Origin of the sequence: Serratia sp. PF-27 (assembly GCF_030053255.1) — a bacterium.
Classification (GTDB): Bacteria; Pseudomonadota; Gammaproteobacteria; order Enterobacterales; family Enterobacteriaceae; genus Serratia; species Serratia bockelmannii.
In genome coordinates, this window is record NZ_JASGBT010000015.1 from 115,083 (window position 1) to 130,460 (window position 15,378).

The window sequence follows — 15,378 nt, forward strand, 5'->3', positions numbered from 1 at the left end:
AACGAAAAGTAGCGCCTAAGCCTCCCTCGTGGAGGCTTTTTTGTTTTTGGCCATCGGCTCGCCTTGCAAAGCGTTGCGGTGAGAACGGCGGGTACTCAGCCGGCCCTGTGCCGCGCAGGTGAGCCATCCGGCCGACAACGCATTGAAAAGTCTTTGAAGATTGCTCAAAGGCGTGTTCGAATAATAGATAACAATTACTTAGGGCCATCCCGGCCAGAGGAAGAGGAAAGCAATGCCACATCTCGCAGAGCTGGTTGCCAGTGCCAAGGCAGCCGTAGAAGATGCCCAGGATGTTGCCGCGTTAGATTTGGTACGCGTCGAATATTTTGGCAAGAAAGGTCATTTCACCTTGCAGATGCAGTCTCTGCGCGACGTACCGGCGGAAGACCGCCCGGCGGCCGGCGCGGTGATCAACCAGGCCAAGCAAGAGGTGCAAGACGCCCTGAACGCGCGCAAGAACGCGCTGGAAAGCGCCGCGCTGAACGCGCGCCTGGCGGCTGAAACCATCGACGTCTCCCTGCCGGGCCGTCGCATGGAAAACGGCGGCCTGCACCCGGTGACCCGCACCATCGACCGCATCGAAACCTTCTTCGGCGAGCTGGGCTTCTCCGTCGCTACCGGCCCGGAGATTGAAGACGATTACCATAACTTCGACGCACTGAATATTCCAGGGCATCACCCGGCGCGCGCCGACCACGATACCTTCTGGTTCGACGCCACGCGCCTGCTGCGCACTCAGACCTCCGGCGTGCAGATCCGCACCATGAAGAACCAGCAGCCGCCGATCCGCATCATTGCGCCGGGCCGCGTTTATCGTAACGACTACGATCAGACTCACACCCCGATGTTCCACCAGATGGAAGGGCTGATCGTCGATAAAGACATCAGCTTCACCAACCTGAAGGGCACGCTGCACGATTTCCTGAATAACTTCTTTGAAGAAGACCTGCAGGTTCGTTTCCGTCCGTCCTACTTCCCGTTCACCGAACCGTCCGCTGAAGTGGACGTGATGGGCAAGAACGGCAAATGGCTAGAAGTGCTGGGCTGCGGCATGGTGCATCCGAACGTGCTGCGCAACGTGGGCATCGATCCGGAAGTTTACTCCGGCTTCGCCTTCGGTATGGGCATGGAGCGCCTGACGATGCTGCGTTACGGCGTCACCGACCTGCGCGCATTCTTCGAAAACGATCTGCGTTTCCTCAAACAGTTTAAGTAAGGCGGGAATATCACATGAAATTCAGTGAACTCTGGTTGCGCGAGTGGGTAAACCCGGCCATCAGCAGCGAAGCATTATCCGATCAAATCACCATGGCCGGTCTGGAAGTGGACGGCGTGGACCCGGTTGCCGGCGCGTTTAACGGCGTTGTGGTGGGCGAAGTGGTCGAGTGCGGCCAACACCCGAACGCCGACAAACTGCGCGTCACCAAGGTTAACGTAGGCGGCGATCGCCTGCTCGACATCGTCTGCGGCGCGCCGAACTGCCGCACCGGCCTGAAAGTGGCGGTCGCCACCGTGGGCGCGGTGCTGCCGGGCGACTTCAAAATCAAGGCCGCCAAGCTGCGCGGCGAGCCTTCGGAAGGCATGCTGTGCTCATTCTCCGAGCTGGGCATTTCCGACGATCATGACGGCATCATTGAGCTGCCGCTGGATGCGCCGATCGGCACCGACATCCGCGACTATCTGAAACTGAACGACAACACCATCGAGATCAGCGTCACGCCGAACCGCGCCGACTGCTTGGGCATCATCGGCGTTGCGCGTGACGTGGGCGTACTGAACCAGGTTGCGCTGACCGAGCCGGATATGAGCCCGGTGGCTGCCACTATCGACGCCACGCTGCCGATCCGCGTTGACGCGCCGCAGGCGTGCCCGCGTTATCTGGGCCGCGTGGTGAAAGGCATCGACGTCAAGGCGCCAAGCCCGTTGTGGATGCGTGAAAAACTGCGTCGTTGCGGTATCCGTTCTATCGATGCCGTCGTCGACGTCACCAACTATGTGCTGTTGGAACTTGGCCAGCCGATGCACGCCTTCGATCTGAGCCGCATCGACGGCGGCATCGTGGTGCGCATGGCGGAAGAAGGGGAAACCTTGACGCTGCTGGACGGTAACGAAGCCAAACTGAACGCCGACACCTTAGTGATCGCCGATCATCAAAAAGCGTTGGCGATGGGCGGCATCTTCGGCGGCGAGCATTCCGGCGTCAACGGGGAAACCCAGGACGTGCTGCTGGAGTGCGCTTTCTTCAGCCCGCTGTCGATCACCGGTCGCGCGCGCCGTCACGGCCTGCACACCGATGCTTCTCATCGCTATGAGCGCGGTGTCGATCCGGCGCTGCAGTACAAAGCGATGGAGCGCGCCACGCGCCTGCTGCTCGACATCTGTGGCGGCCAGGCCGGTCCGATTATTGACGTGACCGATGAAAACGAATTGCCGAAGCGCGCCACCATCACGCTGCGCCGCGAGAAGTTGGATCGCCTGATCGGCCACGTGGTGCCGAGCGAGCAGGTCAGCGACATTCTGCGCCGCCTGGGTTGCCAGGTGACCGAGCAGGGCGACAGCTGGCAAGCGATCGCGCCGAGCTGGCGTTTTGATATGGAGATCGAAGAGGATCTGGTGGAAGAAGTGGCGCGTGTTTACGGCTACGACAACATCCCGGATGTGCCGGTGCGTGCCGATCTGGTGATGACCCAGCATCGCGAAGCCGATCTGACGCTCAAGCGCGTGAAGACCATGCTGGTCGATCACGGTTATCAGGAAGCGATCACCTATAGCTTCGTCGATCCGAAAGTGCAGGCGTTGCTGCATCCGAATGAAGAAGCGCTGATCCTGCCGAGCCCGATTTCGGTCGAAATGTCGGCCATGCGCCTGTCACTGTGGACCGGCCTGCTGTCCGCGGTAGTGTACAACCAGAACCGCCAGCAGACGCGTCTGCGCCTGTTCGAAAGCGGCCTGCGCTTTGTGCCTGATAGTGCGGCAAATCTGGGTATCCGTCAGGACGTCATGCTGGCAGGCGTGATCGCCGGCCATACGCACGATGAACATTGGGATCTGGCGCGCAAGCCCGTCGACTTCTATGATTTAAAAGGGGATCTGGAGTCTGTCCTCGAGCTGACCGGTAAATTATCCGAAATTCAGTTCCGGGCGGAAGCCAATCCGGCCCTGCATCCAGGGCAAAGTGCGGCGATTTATTTGCACGGCGAACGCGTTGGTTTCATCGGTGTGGTTCACCCGGAACTTGAACGTAAACTGGATCTTAACGGCCGCACCGTGGTGTTTGAACTGGAGTGGAACAAGCTTGCGAGCCGCGCCGTGCCTCAGGCGCGGGAGATTTCGCGCTTCCCGGCAAACCGCCGTGATATCGCTGTTGTGGTGGCTGAAAACGTCCCCGCAGAAGATATTTTGGCCGAGTGTAAGAAAGTTGGCGCAAATCAGGTAGTTGGCGTAAACTTGTTTGACGTGTACCGTGGCAAGGGCGTGGCAGAAGGTGACAAGAGCCTGGCTATCAGTCTGGTATTGCAGGATACCGCTCGTACACTGGAAGAAGAGGAGATAGCCGCTACCGTTGCAAAATGCGTAGAGGCTCTAAAACAGCGATTCCAAGCATCCTTGAGGGATTGAACCTATGGCGCTTACTAAAGCTGAAATGTCAGAACACCTGTTTGAGAAGCTTGGGCTTAGCAAACGGGACGCCAAAGACCTGGTGGAACTGTTCTTTGAAGAGGTCCGTCGGGCCCTTGAGAATGGCGAACAGGTAAAACTGTCGGGTTTTGGCAACTTTGATCTGCGTGACAAGAACCAACGTCCGGGGCGTAACCCGAAGACCGGCGAAGACATTCCGATTACGGCGCGCCGCGTGGTGACCTTCCGTCCGGGGCAGAAGCTGAAAAGCCGGGTAGAAAACGCCAGCCCGAAAGGGTGAGTGACGTGACATCAAAAAAGGCCGCTTGCGCGGCCTTTTTCTTTTCTGGGACAAAATTCAGTTTATTCCTAATTCTCAAGGCGACTATTAAATTTGTTCGTTAAGTCGGTATGGAGGAATTAATTTAACCTCAGTTGCGGAATATTCTTATATCTTATTATTGTTGATGAGTGAATCTATTTTCTCTCCTCAGTAACGGCCGTAATAATGGCCAGGGCCATCGCCGCGGTGGCCGCCGCCCCAGTGAGGGCCCCAGCAGCAGGCGCTGAGGCTTGAGGCCAAGGCTACAACGGCTAACAACCTACCTATACGTTTAATCATTTTATTATCCTCCGATGGGAATCCGGTTAATTATAATTTTCGCGTCGCTTAAGCGATGTCAGCAATTCGTTAAGCCTTGTCAGTGGCTATGATAATTAAAGGCGGCGGCAAACAGTGTAGGGATTGTGTAAGGCCGTCGAAAACGATCTGAAAATAGGTATCGATGAGATAGTCGTTAAATAAATGCGCTGATATAACCACTGCAGCAAGAAAAATAGAGTGAGAAGGTAAAATGAAAAAAATCCTGTTGCTGGTGTGTATCCCGCTGTCGCTGTCGCTGTCGCTGCCGCTGGCGGCGCAGGCCGATGTGTCCGTCGATATCAACGTGCCGGGCGTTTCTCTGCACCTGGGGGATCAGGACCGCCGCGGCTACTACTGGGATGGCTACGACTGGCGCCCACCGCAGTGGTGGCATGCGCACCAGGGCCGAGGTCTGGGGGAGCGCAATGCGCGCGGTCTGTACTGGGACGGCGGACGCTGGCAACCTTCGCCGCCGCGTGGCTATGAACATCGCCAGCCGGCACGCAGCGGCAATCCGTTCCACGGCGATCGCGATAATCGCGACCACGACCGCCGTCATGACGATCGTGGTGACCATGACCGCCGTGATGACGCCCGCGGTCAGCCTTATCCACCGGGCAACGCCGGCCCGCATCGTTAATCCCTGAGTTTATCGGCGGCTGGTTTTGCCATCATCGTTGCGATGACGGGCAGGACCAGCTGCTGCTTTCCTGCGCCATCGCCTACGCAAGGCTTCCCCTTGCGGCGTTAACCCCCTAATATTCGACTCAGACGTCAATTATCCGGCCACGACAGCGGCCGGCAGGGAATCGCCGCGCCATGCCAACCAGCCGTACCTTCACCTTACTGTTGCAACATCAACGTTACTGCGATAAACGCCAGGTCAGTCTGTTGGCGCTGGGCGTGGCGGTGGCTTTATTGTTCAGCCTTTGCGCCGGCGACCAATGGATATGGCCGTCAGAATGGTTCAGCGAACGGGCGCAACTGTTCGTTTGGCAACTGCGCTTGCCGCGCGCGCTGGCGGTGATGCTGGTCGGCGCTGCCCTGGCGGTGGCGGGCGCGGTGATGCAGGCGCTGTTTGAAAACCCGCTGGCGGAGCCCGGTCTGCTGGGCGTCGCTAACGGCGCCGGTGTCGCGCTGGTGCTGACGGTGTTGTTGGGGCACGGTTTGTTGCCGGTGGCGCTGTTGAGCGCCGCCGCGATAGTCGGTGCGCTGGCGATGACTTTCTTGCTGTTGGGCTTTGCTCGCCGGCGACGCTTGACCAATGCGCGGTTGTTGCTGGTCGGCGTGGCGCTGGGCATCGTATGTAGCGCGCTGATGACCTGGGCAGTTTATTTCAGTACCAGTCTCGATCTGCGGCAGCTGATGTACTGGATGATGGGCGGCTTCGGTGGCGTAGACTGGCGCCAAAAGTGGCTGGTGCTGGCGCTGCTGCCGGTGTTGCTGTGGCTGTGTGGCCAGGGGCGGGTGCTCAATCTGATGGCGCTGGGCGAGGTGCAGGCGCGACAGCTCGGGCTGTCGCTGCATCTGTGGCGCAATCTGCTGGTGCTGGCGATCGGCTGGCTGGTCGGTGTCAGCGTGGCGCTGGCCGGGGTGATCGGCTTCGTCGGCCTGGTGATCCCGCATATTTTGCGGCTTACGGGCCTGACTGACCAGCGCTATCTGTTGCCGGCCTGCGCGCTGGCGGGGGCCGGCGTGTTGCTGGTGGCCGATGTGGTGGCCCGCGTTGCGCTGCTGGCGGCCGAGCTGCCGATCGGCGTGGTGACCGCCACGCTGGGGGCGCCGCTATTTATCTGGTTACTGACCCGGACAAAGGGCGTAAGGTAGTTTTCTTTATTCACCTGCCATTAAAAAACCAAAGGATGACAACCGATGAGTAAGCCAATCTACAATCTGCCGTTACAGACTATCGAGAATCAGGCCACCACGCTGGGGAGCTATCAGGACAAGGTGCTGCTGGTGGTCAACGTAGCCTCGGAGTGCGGCCTGACCAAGCAGTACGAAGGGCTGGAAGCGCTGTACGAAACCTATCGCGATCGGGGGCTGGAAGTTCTGGGGTTCCCGTCCAATGAATTTCTGGGTCAGGAGCCGGGCAGCAACGAAGAGATCCTGGCGTTTTGCCGCGGAACCTTCGGCGTGCAATTCCCGATGTTCGCCAAGATTGAGGTGAACGGCGAAGGCCGTCATCCGCTGTATCAGGCGTTGATTGCCGCCCAGCCGGAAGCTGTCGCCCCGGAAGGCAGCGAGTTCCTGGCGCGGATGACCAGCAAAGGGCGTGCGCCGAAGCACACCGGCGATATTCTGTGGAACTTCGAGAAATTCCTTATCGCACGCGACGGCACGGTGATCCAGCGCTTCTCGCCTGACACCACGCCAGAGGATCCGGCGCTGGTGGCGGCGGTGAAACAAGCGCTGGCGGGATAATACGGATGCTGCAACTCGTTGAGGTTGGGGTGGCGGGGCGCCTGGCGCCTTTTACGGCACAGATTGACGGCGGGTTGCAGGTTCACCTGATCGGCCCAAATGGCGCAGGGAAGAGCACCTTGCTGGCCCGGGCGGCGGGCATGCTGCCGGGGCAGGGCGAAGTCTGCCTGGACGGACGCGCGCTGTCCGGTTATTCGGGCGACGAGCTGGCGCACCGACGCGGTTATCTCAGCCAGCAACAGCCGCCGGTGTCGCTCATGCCGGTGTTTCAGTATTTGGCGTTGCACCGGCCTGCCGGCGCGGCGCAAACTGAGGTGGAGCAAGCCATCCTCTATCTGTGCCAGCGGTTGAAGCTGGTGGATAAACTGTCACGCATGCTGGCGCAGCTTTCCGGCGGAGAATGGCAACGGGTGCGACTGGCGGCGGTATTGCTGCAGGTGTGGCCCAGCGTCAACCCGCATAGCCGATTGTTGTTGCTGGATGAACCGACCAATAGCCTGGATGTGGCGCAAAAGGTTGCGCTGGATCGCCTGCTGCGCGAATTCTGCCAAAGTGGGCGCAGCGCGCTAGTGTGTGCGCACGATCTGAATCATACCCTGCAGCAGGCCGATCGGGTTTGGTTGTTGCACGCTGGGCAGTTGGTCGCGCAGGGCATCACCCGTGAGGTGATGGTGCCCGCACTGTTGTCGCAGATCTATGAAGTGGATTTCCACCTGCAATGGGTGGGGAACCAGCGTTGGATCATGACCCGCACGGCTTAATTCGCCCCGGCGGCATAAATGTAAACGAAAACTAAACGTAGTGAATATAAATATCCGGGTAATCATCGGCTATTATTGTGCTGCCTCTCATTTTCTCGTGGATTTTCTTGAAAAACGTCGATGACGTGCTACGCTTGATTCGGCAAAAATAAAATAAGTAAATAATTATTAATAAATATAAGAAATTGATTTTAATAATAAATTTAAATTAATGATGACGGCACCTTCCTATCAGTTCTCCCACTGATGACGAGTCTCGTCTTAAGGTTTAGTTAAGCTTGCGGCCTTACATTGTCAGTTAATCCACGGAAACGATTCTTCTCTGGCGTTTAATATTCGTTAAACGAAAGGGATTTACAGTGTCATCAAAAGCAGCTCGATACGTTTGGGGTTAACTATGGATCAATTTTTGCCTTTCTCTCGTCCGGCCATCGGCGATGAAGAAATCGCCGCGGTAGAGAAAGTGTTGCGCTCCGGTTGGATCACCACCGGGCCGCAAAACCAGCAACTGGAAAGCGACTTCTGTTCCACCTTCGGCTGTAAGCACGCCATCGCGGTCAGTTCCGCCACGGCGGGCATGCACATCACGTTAATGGCGCTTGGCGTCGGCCCTGGCGACGAAGTCATCACCCCTTCGCAAACCTGGGTCTCCACCCTCAACATGATCGAGCTGCTGGGCGCCACGCCGGTGATGATCGATGTTGACCGCGATACGTTGATGGTCAGCGCCGCCGACGTCGAGGCTGCCATCACCCCGAATACCAAAGCGATTGTTCCGGTGCATTACGCCGGTGCCCCCCTGCAGATGGATGCGCTGCGCGCCGTGGCCGAACGCCATGGTCTGCCGCTGATCGAAGACGCCGCCCACGCGGTCGGCACGCGCTACAACGGCGAATGGGTCGGCGCGCGCGGCACGGCGATTTTCTCTTTCCATGCGATCAAAAACGTGACCTGCGCCGAAGGCGGCCTGATCGCCACCGACGACGATGCGCTGGCGGATCGCCTGCGTTGCCTGAAGTTCCACGGTCTGGCCGTCGATGCCTTCGATCGCCAGCAGCTTGGCCGCAAACCGCAGGCCGAAGTGGTGGAACCGGGGTACAAATACAATCTGTCCGACATTCACGCGGCGATCGCCGTGGTGCAACTTTCGCGCTTCGCCGAGCTGAACGCGCGTCGCAAGGCGCTGGCGCAGCGCTACCTGAGCGCGCTGGAAGGCTCGCCGTTCCAACCGTTGGGCGTGCCGGATTATCCGCATGACCACGCCTGGCACCTGTTTATGGTGCGCGTCGATCCCGAGCGCTGCGGCCTCGATCGCGACCAACTGATGGAGCGCCTGAAAGAGGTTGGCATCGGCACCGGGCTGCATTTCCGTGCCGCGCACACCCAGAAATTCTACCGTGAGCGCTATCCGCAGCTTTCTTTGCCGAATACCGAGTGGAACTCGGCGCGGCTGTGCACCTTACCGCTATTCCCTGATATGACCGACGCCGACGTGGATCGCGTGGTCAATGCCTTGTCTTCTGTTGTGGAGTCTTTACGTGTCTCGCGTTGAACCGATTAAAAAAGTGTCGATAGTCATTCCGGTATACAACGAGCAGGAAAGCTTGCCGGCGTTGCTGGAACGCACTACTGCCGCCTGTAAGCAGTTATCTCAACCCTATGAAATCATCCTCGTCGACGATGGCAGCAGCGACAATTCCGCCGACATGCTGACTGCGGCGGCGGAAAAGCCGGACAGCAACGTGGTCGCTGTCTTGCTGAACCGCAACTATGGCCAGCACTCGGCCATTATGGCCGGTTTCAATCAGGTGACCGGCGATTTGGTGATTACGCTGGACGCCGATCTGCAGAACCCGCCGGAGGAGATCCCTCGTCTGGTCAGCGTGGCGGAAGAGGGCTATGACGTGGTGGGCACCGTGCGCGCCAACCGTCAAGACTCCTGGTTCCGCAAAAGCGCCTCGCGCGTGATCAATATGATGATTCAACGCGCCACCGGCAAGTCGATGGGGGACTATGGCTGCATGCTGCGTGCCTACCGTCGTCATATCGTTGAGGCGATGCTGCACTGCCATGAGCGCAGTACCTTTATCCCGATTCTGGCGAACACCTTCGCCCGTCGCACGACCGAGATCGACGTGCGTCACGCCGAACGTGAGTTTGGCGACTCCAAGTACAGCCTGATGAAGCTGATCAACCTGATGTACGACCTGATCACCTGCCTGACCACTACGCCGCTGCGTTTGCTCAGCGTGGTCGGCAGCATCGTGGCGCTGTCCGGGTTTGTATTGGCACTGGTGCTGATTGCGCTGCGTCTGCTGCTCGGCCCTGAATGGGCCGCCGGCGGCGTGTTCACCCTCTTCGCCGTGCTGTTCACCTTTATCGGCGCCCAGTTTGTTGGCATGGGGCTACTGGGTGAATACATCGGCCGCATCTATACCGACGTGCGTGCGCGTCCTCGCTATTTTGTTCAGAAAGTGGTCGGTGCACAGCAGGACCACAATACTCAGGAAGAAGAATGATGAAAGCTATTGTATTTGCTTACCACGATATTGGCTGCGCAGGTCTGAAAGCGCTGACTGAGGCGGGTTATGACGTGCAGGCCGTATTCACGCACACCGACGACCCTGGTGAGAACAATTTCTTCTCCTCCGTGGCCCGTTTGGGCGCCGAATTGGATCTGCCGGTCTATGCGCCGGAAGACGTAAATCACCCGCTATGGGTTGACCGCATCCGCGCACTGCAGCCGGACGTGATCTTCTCGTTCTACTACCGCCACATGCTGAGCGACGAGATCTTGTCGCTGGCGCCGCAGGGCGGTTTCAACCTGCACGGTTCGTTGCTGCCGCACTACCGTGGCCGCGCCCCGGTGAACTGGGCGCTGGTGAATGGCGAAACCGAAACCGGCGCCACGCTGCACAAGATGGTGAAACGCCCGGATGCCGGCGACATCGTCGGTCAGCAGAAAGTGACCATCGCAGACAACGACACCGCGCTGACGCTGCACAAAAAAGTGCTGGAAGCCGCGCAGGTCGTGTTGCAAGAGCAGCTGCCGAAGCTGAAGAACGGCACCGCCACCTTCACCAAGCAGGATGAGTCTCAGGCCAGCTACTTCGGCCGCCGCACCGCAGCGGACGGCGAGATCCTGTGGCACAAGTCCGCCAAAGAGATCAACAACCTGGTACGCGCCGTCACCGAACCGTACCCGGGCGCATTCAGCTACCTCGGCCAGCGCAAGCTGATCGTCTGGCGCTCCCGCGTGCTGGATACCCAACATGATAAACAACCGGGCACCGTGCTGAGCACCTCGCCGCTGGTCATCGCCTGTGGCGAAGGCGCGCTGGAGATCGTCGCCGGCCAGAACGACAGCGGTCTGTACGTGCAGGGCAGCCGCCTGGCGCAAGAAATGGGCATCGTCACCGACGTGCGCCTGGCCGCCAAGCCGAATGCCGTGATGAAACGCCGCACTCGCGTGCTGATCCTCGGGGTTAACGGCTTCATCGGTAACCACCTGACCGAACGCCTGCTGCGTGACGATCGCTACGACATCTACGGCCTGGATATCGGCTCTGACGCCATCAGCCGCTTCCTCGACAACCCGCGTTTCCACTTCGTGGAAGGCGACATCAGCATCCACTCCGAGTGGATCGAGTATCACATCAAGAAATGCGACGTGGTGCTGCCGCTGGTGGCGATCGCGACTCCGATCGAATACACCCGTAACCCGCTGCGCGTGTTCGAGCTTGACTTCGAAGAGAACCTGAAGATCGTTCGCGACTGCGTGAAATACAACAAGCGCATCATCTTCCCGTCCACCTCAGAAGTGTACGGCATGTGCGACGACAAAGAGTTCGACGAAGACCATTCGCGTCTGATCGTCGGGCCAATCAACAAACAGCGCTGGATCTACTCGGTCTCCAAACAGCTGCTGGATCGGGTGATCTGGGCTTACGGCGCCAAAGAAGGCCTGAAGTTCACGCTGTTCCGTCCGTTCAACTGGATGGGGCCGCGTCTGGATAACCTGGACGCCGCGCGCATCGGGTCTTCCCGCGCCATCACCCAGCTGATCCTCAACCTGGTGGAAGGTTCGCCGATCAAACTGATGGACGGCGGCGCACAGAAACGTTGCTTCACCGACATCAACGACGGCATCGAAGCGCTGTTCCGCATCATTGAGAACCGTGATGGCCTGTGCGACGGCCAGATCGTCAACATCGGCAACCCGACCAACGAAGCGAGCATCCGCGAGCTGGCGGAAATGCTGCTGGAAAGCTTCAACAACCACCCGCTGCGCGACCGCTTCCCGCCGTTTGCCGGCTTCAAGGACGTGGAGAGCAGCAGCTACTACGGTAAAGGTTACCAGGACGTCGAGCACCGCACGCCGAGCATCAAGAACGCTCACCGCCTGCTGGGCTGGCAGCCAACCATCGAGATGAAGCAAACCGTCACCGATACGCTGGACTACTTCTTGCGCACTACCGTTCAGGAAGGGAACGGTGCATGAAGAAAGTCGGTCTGCGGGTTGATGTAGATACCTTCAGCGGCACCCGTGAAGGGGTGCCGCAGTTGCTGGACCTGTTCGACAAGTACGACATTCAGGCCAGCTTCTTCTTCAGCGTGGGACCGGACAACATGGGGCGCCATCTTTGGCGCCTTTTGCGTCCGAAATTTCTGTGGAAAATGCTGCGTTCGAACGCCGCCTCGCTGTATGGGCTGGATATTCTGCTGGCCGGTACCGCCTGGCCGGGGCGCAACATTTCACGCGCGCTGGGGCCGCTGATGAAGCGCACCGCCGAAGCCGGCCATGAAGTCGGGCTGCACGCCTGGGATCACCAAGGGTGGCAGGCCAAGGTTGGCAAGTGGAGCGAAGCGCAGCTGACCGAACAGGTGCAGCGGGGCGTCGACGCCCTGAGCGCCTGCACCGGCCAGCCGGTGAAATGCTCCGCCGTGGCGGGCTGGCGTGCCGATACGCGCGTGCTGGAGGTCAAGCAGCGCTTCGGCTTTCATTACAACAGCGATTGCCGCGGCACCCATCCGTTCCGTCCGGTGCTGAGCGACGGGCGCCACGGCACGGTGCAGATCCCGGTGACGTTGCCGACCTTCGACGAAGTGATCGGCAGCGAAGTCAGCATGGCCGACTTCAACGACTACATTCTGCGCGCCATCGAGAACGATCGCGGCGTGCCGGTGTACACCATTCACACCGAAGTGGAAGGCATGTCGCAAGCGGCGATGTTCGAACAGTTATTGCAACGCGCACGGCAGCAGGGCATCGAATTCTGTCCGCTTAGCGCGCTGTTACCACAAGATTTGGCGTCACTGCCGTTGGGCCGCATCAAGCGTGCTCCTTTCCCCGGCCGCGAAGGTTGGCTGGGCTGTCAAACCGATGTGAAGGACGTTACATGAAGGCGCTAAAAGGATCCTGGGCCATTCTGCTGGCCGTTTTTTTTGCTCTGGTTTACCTGATCCCGCTTAACGGCCGCCTGCTGTGGCAGCCGGATGAGACGCGTTATGCCGAGATCAGTCGTGAAATGCTGCAGCGCGGCGATTGGGTGGTGCCGCACCTGCTGGGGCTGCGTTATTTCGAAAAGCCGGTAGCGGGTTACTGGTTCAATAACATCAGCCAGTGGCTGTTTGGCGAAAACAACTTTGCGGTGCGTTTCGGCTCGGTGTTCAGCACCGGCATGACCGCGCTGCTGGTGTTCGCGCTGGCGATGCTGATGTGGCGCAATGCGCGCCGCGCCAGCCTGGCGGCGCTGATGTTCCTGTCGATGGTGCTGGTGTTCAGCATCGGCACCTACAGCGTGCTGGATCCGATGATCTCGCTGTGGCTGGCGGCGGCGATGGTCAGTTATTACCTGACGCTGAAGGCCTCCTCGGTCAAGGGAAAACTGGGCGCTTACGCACTGCTGGGCTTGGCCTGCGGCATGGGCTTTATGACCAAGGGCTTCCTGGCACTGGCGGTGCCGGTGATCGCGGTGATCCCGATCGTTATCCAGCAACGCCGCATCAAGGATCTGCTGTGCTATGGCCCGGTGGCGATCGTGACCGCGACGCTGCTCAGCCTGCCGTGGGCGCTGGCGATCGCGCAACGCGAACCCGACTTCTGGAATTATTTCTTCTGGGTCGAGCATATTCAGCGTTTCGCCGAAGATAATGCTCAACACAAGGCGCCGTTCTGGTATTACCTGCCGGTTCTGCTGGCGGCGGTGCTGCCTTGGCTGGCGCTGCTGCCCGGCGCGCTGCTCAAAGGTTGGCGCGAGCGCGTGCAGCGCCCGGAGCTGTTCTTCCTGCTGAGTTGGGCGATGATGCCGTTGATCTTCTTCAGCATCGCCAAAGGCAAGCTGCCGACCTACATTCTGCCGTGCATGGCGCCGCTGGCGCTGCTGATGACCGCCTATGCGGAAGACTATGCCGCCACGCTGCGCGCCAAGCTGTTCAAGGCCAATGCCTGGTTGAACGGCCTGTTCGGGCTGATTGGCATCGTGGCGCTGGTGGTGTTGAGCTCCGGTCTGCTGCCGAAAGCGCATCTGTTTACTCCCCAAGAGTGGCCGAAAGTGGTGCTCGGCCTGATCGCCTTCGGTGGTTGGCTGCTGTTCGCATTGGTTTCCGCACGCGATAACGGCCGCCAATGGCGCTGGGCGGCGGCTTGCCCGGTGCTGCTGTGCCTGGTGATCGGTTACGCCATTCCGCAACAGGTGACCGATTCCAAACTGCCGCAAAACTTCGCCCGCGCCACGATGGCCGAGCTGGGCGACAGTCGTTACGTGCTAAGCGACAGCGTTGGGCTGGCGGCCGGCCTGGCCTGGGAGCTGAAGCGCAGCGACGTGCTGATGTACAGCCAGAAAGGCGAGGTGGCCTATGGTCTGGAGTATCCGGACGCCAAAGGCCACCTGATCAGCGATGCCGATTTCCCGCAGTGGCTGGCGCAGGCGCGTAAGCAGGGGAACGTATCGTTGGTGCTGCAACTGTCACGTGGCGAAGCGCTGCCGCAGGAGCTGCCTGCCGCAGACAAGGTGGATCGCATGAACCGCCTGGTGCTGATGTGGTATAAACAGCAACCATGATCGGTTTTCTGTTGGTGATAGTGGTCAGTCTGCTCACCTGTGGTGGGCAGCTGTGCCAGAAACAGGCGGCGCACTGTTGGGAACGGGCGGGCGAGGCGCGGCTGAAACAGACGCTGCGCTGGCTGGCGCTGGCGGTGCTGCTGCTGGGGCTGGGCATGGCGGTGTGGCTCAATGTGCTGCAGCGTCTGCCGCTCAGCCTGGCTTACCCGATGCTCAGCCTGAACTTCGTGATGGTGACGCTGGCGGCGCGCTGGCTGTTTCATGAGCCGACGACCGCTCGCCACTGGTGCGGCGTGGCGTCGATTATGCTGGGGATCCTGCTGATGAGCGTGCATTCATGAAGGGCTATGCCTGGGGCGCCGCCAGCGTACTGCTGGTGACGCTGGCGCAGTTGCTGATGAAGTGGGGCATGGTGCAGATCCCGCTGATGTCGTTCGCCGATGTCTCGTTGGCGTTGATCGGCAATTACTGGATACCGCTGCTGGCGGTGGGCGGCGGCATCTTCGGCTATGCGCTGTCGATGCTGTGTTGGTTTTTCGCGCTGCGCCATCTGCCGTTAAACCGCGCTTATCCTCTGTTGAGCGTTAGCTACGCGCTGGTCTACCTGGCGGCGGTGATCCTGCCGTGGTTTAACGAGTCCGCTACGCTGCTGAAAACGTTGGGCACGCTGTTTATTCTGTTCGGCGTCGGGCTGATTAACAGCAAATCCGAGACAAAATCGCCGGAATAGGGGCTAAACCGGCGATCCTGCTATTATCTCCCTCATGGCGCTTGCCTTTTTCCCCGTGCGGGAGATAAATTAACGCCCAATAGCGCTCTCCTTACGTGGTGCCGGCTTTGCCTCGCAGGCGGTGTGGTGGTGTACCGG

The 15,378-nt window shown here is 59.6% G+C and carries 14 protein-coding genes and 1 other annotated feature (1 of these 15 cut by a window edge); all 14 genes read left to right on the forward strand.

The window, feature by feature from the left end; translation table 11 throughout:
• Positions 1–45, forward strand: a sequence feature (Phe leader region); it begins 78 nt to the left of the window's first position.
• A 187-nt stretch (positions 46–232) separates the two neighbouring features.
• The 14 genes from pheS (at position 233) to arnF (ending at position 15,240) form a co-directional block, all read left to right on the forward strand.
• Positions 233–1,216: a phenylalanine--tRNA ligase subunit alpha gene (gene pheS / locus QMZ29_RS05505; RefSeq protein ID WP_043143373.1), complete on the forward strand. Its 984-nt coding sequence runs from the start codon at positions 233–235 to the stop codon at positions 1,214–1,216.
• A 14-nt stretch (positions 1,217–1,230) separates the two neighbouring features.
• A complete protein-coding gene (gene pheT / locus QMZ29_RS05510) occupies positions 1,231–3,618 on the forward strand; it encodes a phenylalanine--tRNA ligase subunit beta (protein WP_049205172.1) in 2,388 nt (795 codons plus the stop codon).
• A 4-nt stretch (positions 3,619–3,622) separates the two neighbouring features.
• Positions 3,623–3,919, forward strand: a complete 297-nt coding sequence (gene ihfA, locus QMZ29_RS05515; RefSeq protein ID WP_004931414.1) for an integration host factor subunit alpha — start codon at positions 3,623–3,625, stop codon at positions 3,917–3,919.
• Between the two features lie 553 nt (positions 3,920–4,472).
• Positions 4,473–4,901: a DUF2502 domain-containing protein gene (locus tag QMZ29_RS05520; RefSeq protein WP_197780559.1), complete on the forward strand. Its 429-nt coding sequence runs from the start codon at positions 4,473–4,475 to the stop codon at positions 4,899–4,901.
• Positions 4,902–5,080: 179 nt separating this feature from the next.
• Entirely contained in the window at positions 5,081–6,088 is a 1,008-nt protein-coding gene (gene btuC / locus QMZ29_RS05525) for a vitamin B12 ABC transporter permease BtuC (RefSeq protein WP_060432948.1), read from the forward strand.
• 45 nt (positions 6,089–6,133) lie between these two features.
• The gene (locus QMZ29_RS05530; RefSeq protein ID WP_025302621.1) at positions 6,134–6,685 is read left to right on the forward strand and encodes a glutathione peroxidase; all 552 of its coding nucleotides are present in this window, start codon (positions 6,134–6,136) and stop codon (positions 6,683–6,685) included.
• Positions 6,686–6,690: 5 nt separating this feature from the next.
• Positions 6,691–7,446, forward strand: coding sequence for a vitamin B12 ABC transporter ATP-binding protein BtuD (gene btuD, locus QMZ29_RS05535; protein WP_049205168.1), 756 nt, complete (start codon positions 6,691–6,693; stop codon positions 7,444–7,446).
• Between the two features lie 397 nt (positions 7,447–7,843).
• Complete coding sequence (gene arnB / locus QMZ29_RS05540; protein ID WP_025302623.1) at positions 7,844–8,998, forward strand: UDP-4-amino-4-deoxy-L-arabinose aminotransferase; 1,155 nt, start codon at positions 7,844–7,846, stop codon at positions 8,996–8,998.
• Entirely contained in the window at positions 8,985–9,965 is a 981-nt protein-coding gene (gene arnC / locus QMZ29_RS05545) for an undecaprenyl-phosphate 4-deoxy-4-formamido-L-arabinose transferase (RefSeq protein ID WP_025302624.1), read from the forward strand. The genes arnB and arnC overlap by 14 nt, the downstream gene beginning before the upstream one ends.
• Positions 9,965–11,947, forward strand: a complete 1,983-nt coding sequence (gene arnA, locus QMZ29_RS05550) for a bifunctional UDP-4-amino-4-deoxy-L-arabinose formyltransferase/UDP-glucuronic acid oxidase ArnA (RefSeq protein ID WP_147823435.1) — start codon at positions 9,965–9,967, stop codon at positions 11,945–11,947. Before arnC ends, arnA begins: the two co-directional genes overlap by 1 nt.
• A complete protein-coding gene (gene arnD, locus QMZ29_RS05555) occupies positions 11,944–12,849 on the forward strand; it encodes a 4-deoxy-4-formamido-L-arabinose-phosphoundecaprenol deformylase (RefSeq protein ID WP_025302626.1) in 906 nt (301 codons plus the stop codon). The genes arnA and arnD overlap by 4 nt, the downstream gene beginning before the upstream one ends.
• Positions 12,846–14,510, forward strand: coding sequence for a lipid IV(A) 4-amino-4-deoxy-L-arabinosyltransferase (gene arnT / locus QMZ29_RS05560; protein WP_025302627.1), 1,665 nt, complete (start codon positions 12,846–12,848; stop codon positions 14,508–14,510). Before arnD ends, arnT begins: the two co-directional genes overlap by 4 nt.
• The gene (gene arnE / locus QMZ29_RS05565; protein WP_025302628.1) at positions 14,507–14,851 is read left to right on the forward strand and encodes a 4-amino-4-deoxy-L-arabinose-phosphoundecaprenol flippase subunit ArnE; all 345 of its coding nucleotides are present in this window, start codon (positions 14,507–14,509) and stop codon (positions 14,849–14,851) included. Before arnT ends, arnE begins: the two co-directional genes overlap by 4 nt.
• Entirely contained in the window at positions 14,848–15,240 is a 393-nt protein-coding gene (arnF, locus tag QMZ29_RS05570; protein WP_089195823.1) for a 4-amino-4-deoxy-L-arabinose-phosphoundecaprenol flippase subunit ArnF, read from the forward strand. The genes arnE and arnF overlap by 4 nt, the downstream gene beginning before the upstream one ends.
• Positions 15,241–15,378: the final 138 nt, after the last annotated feature.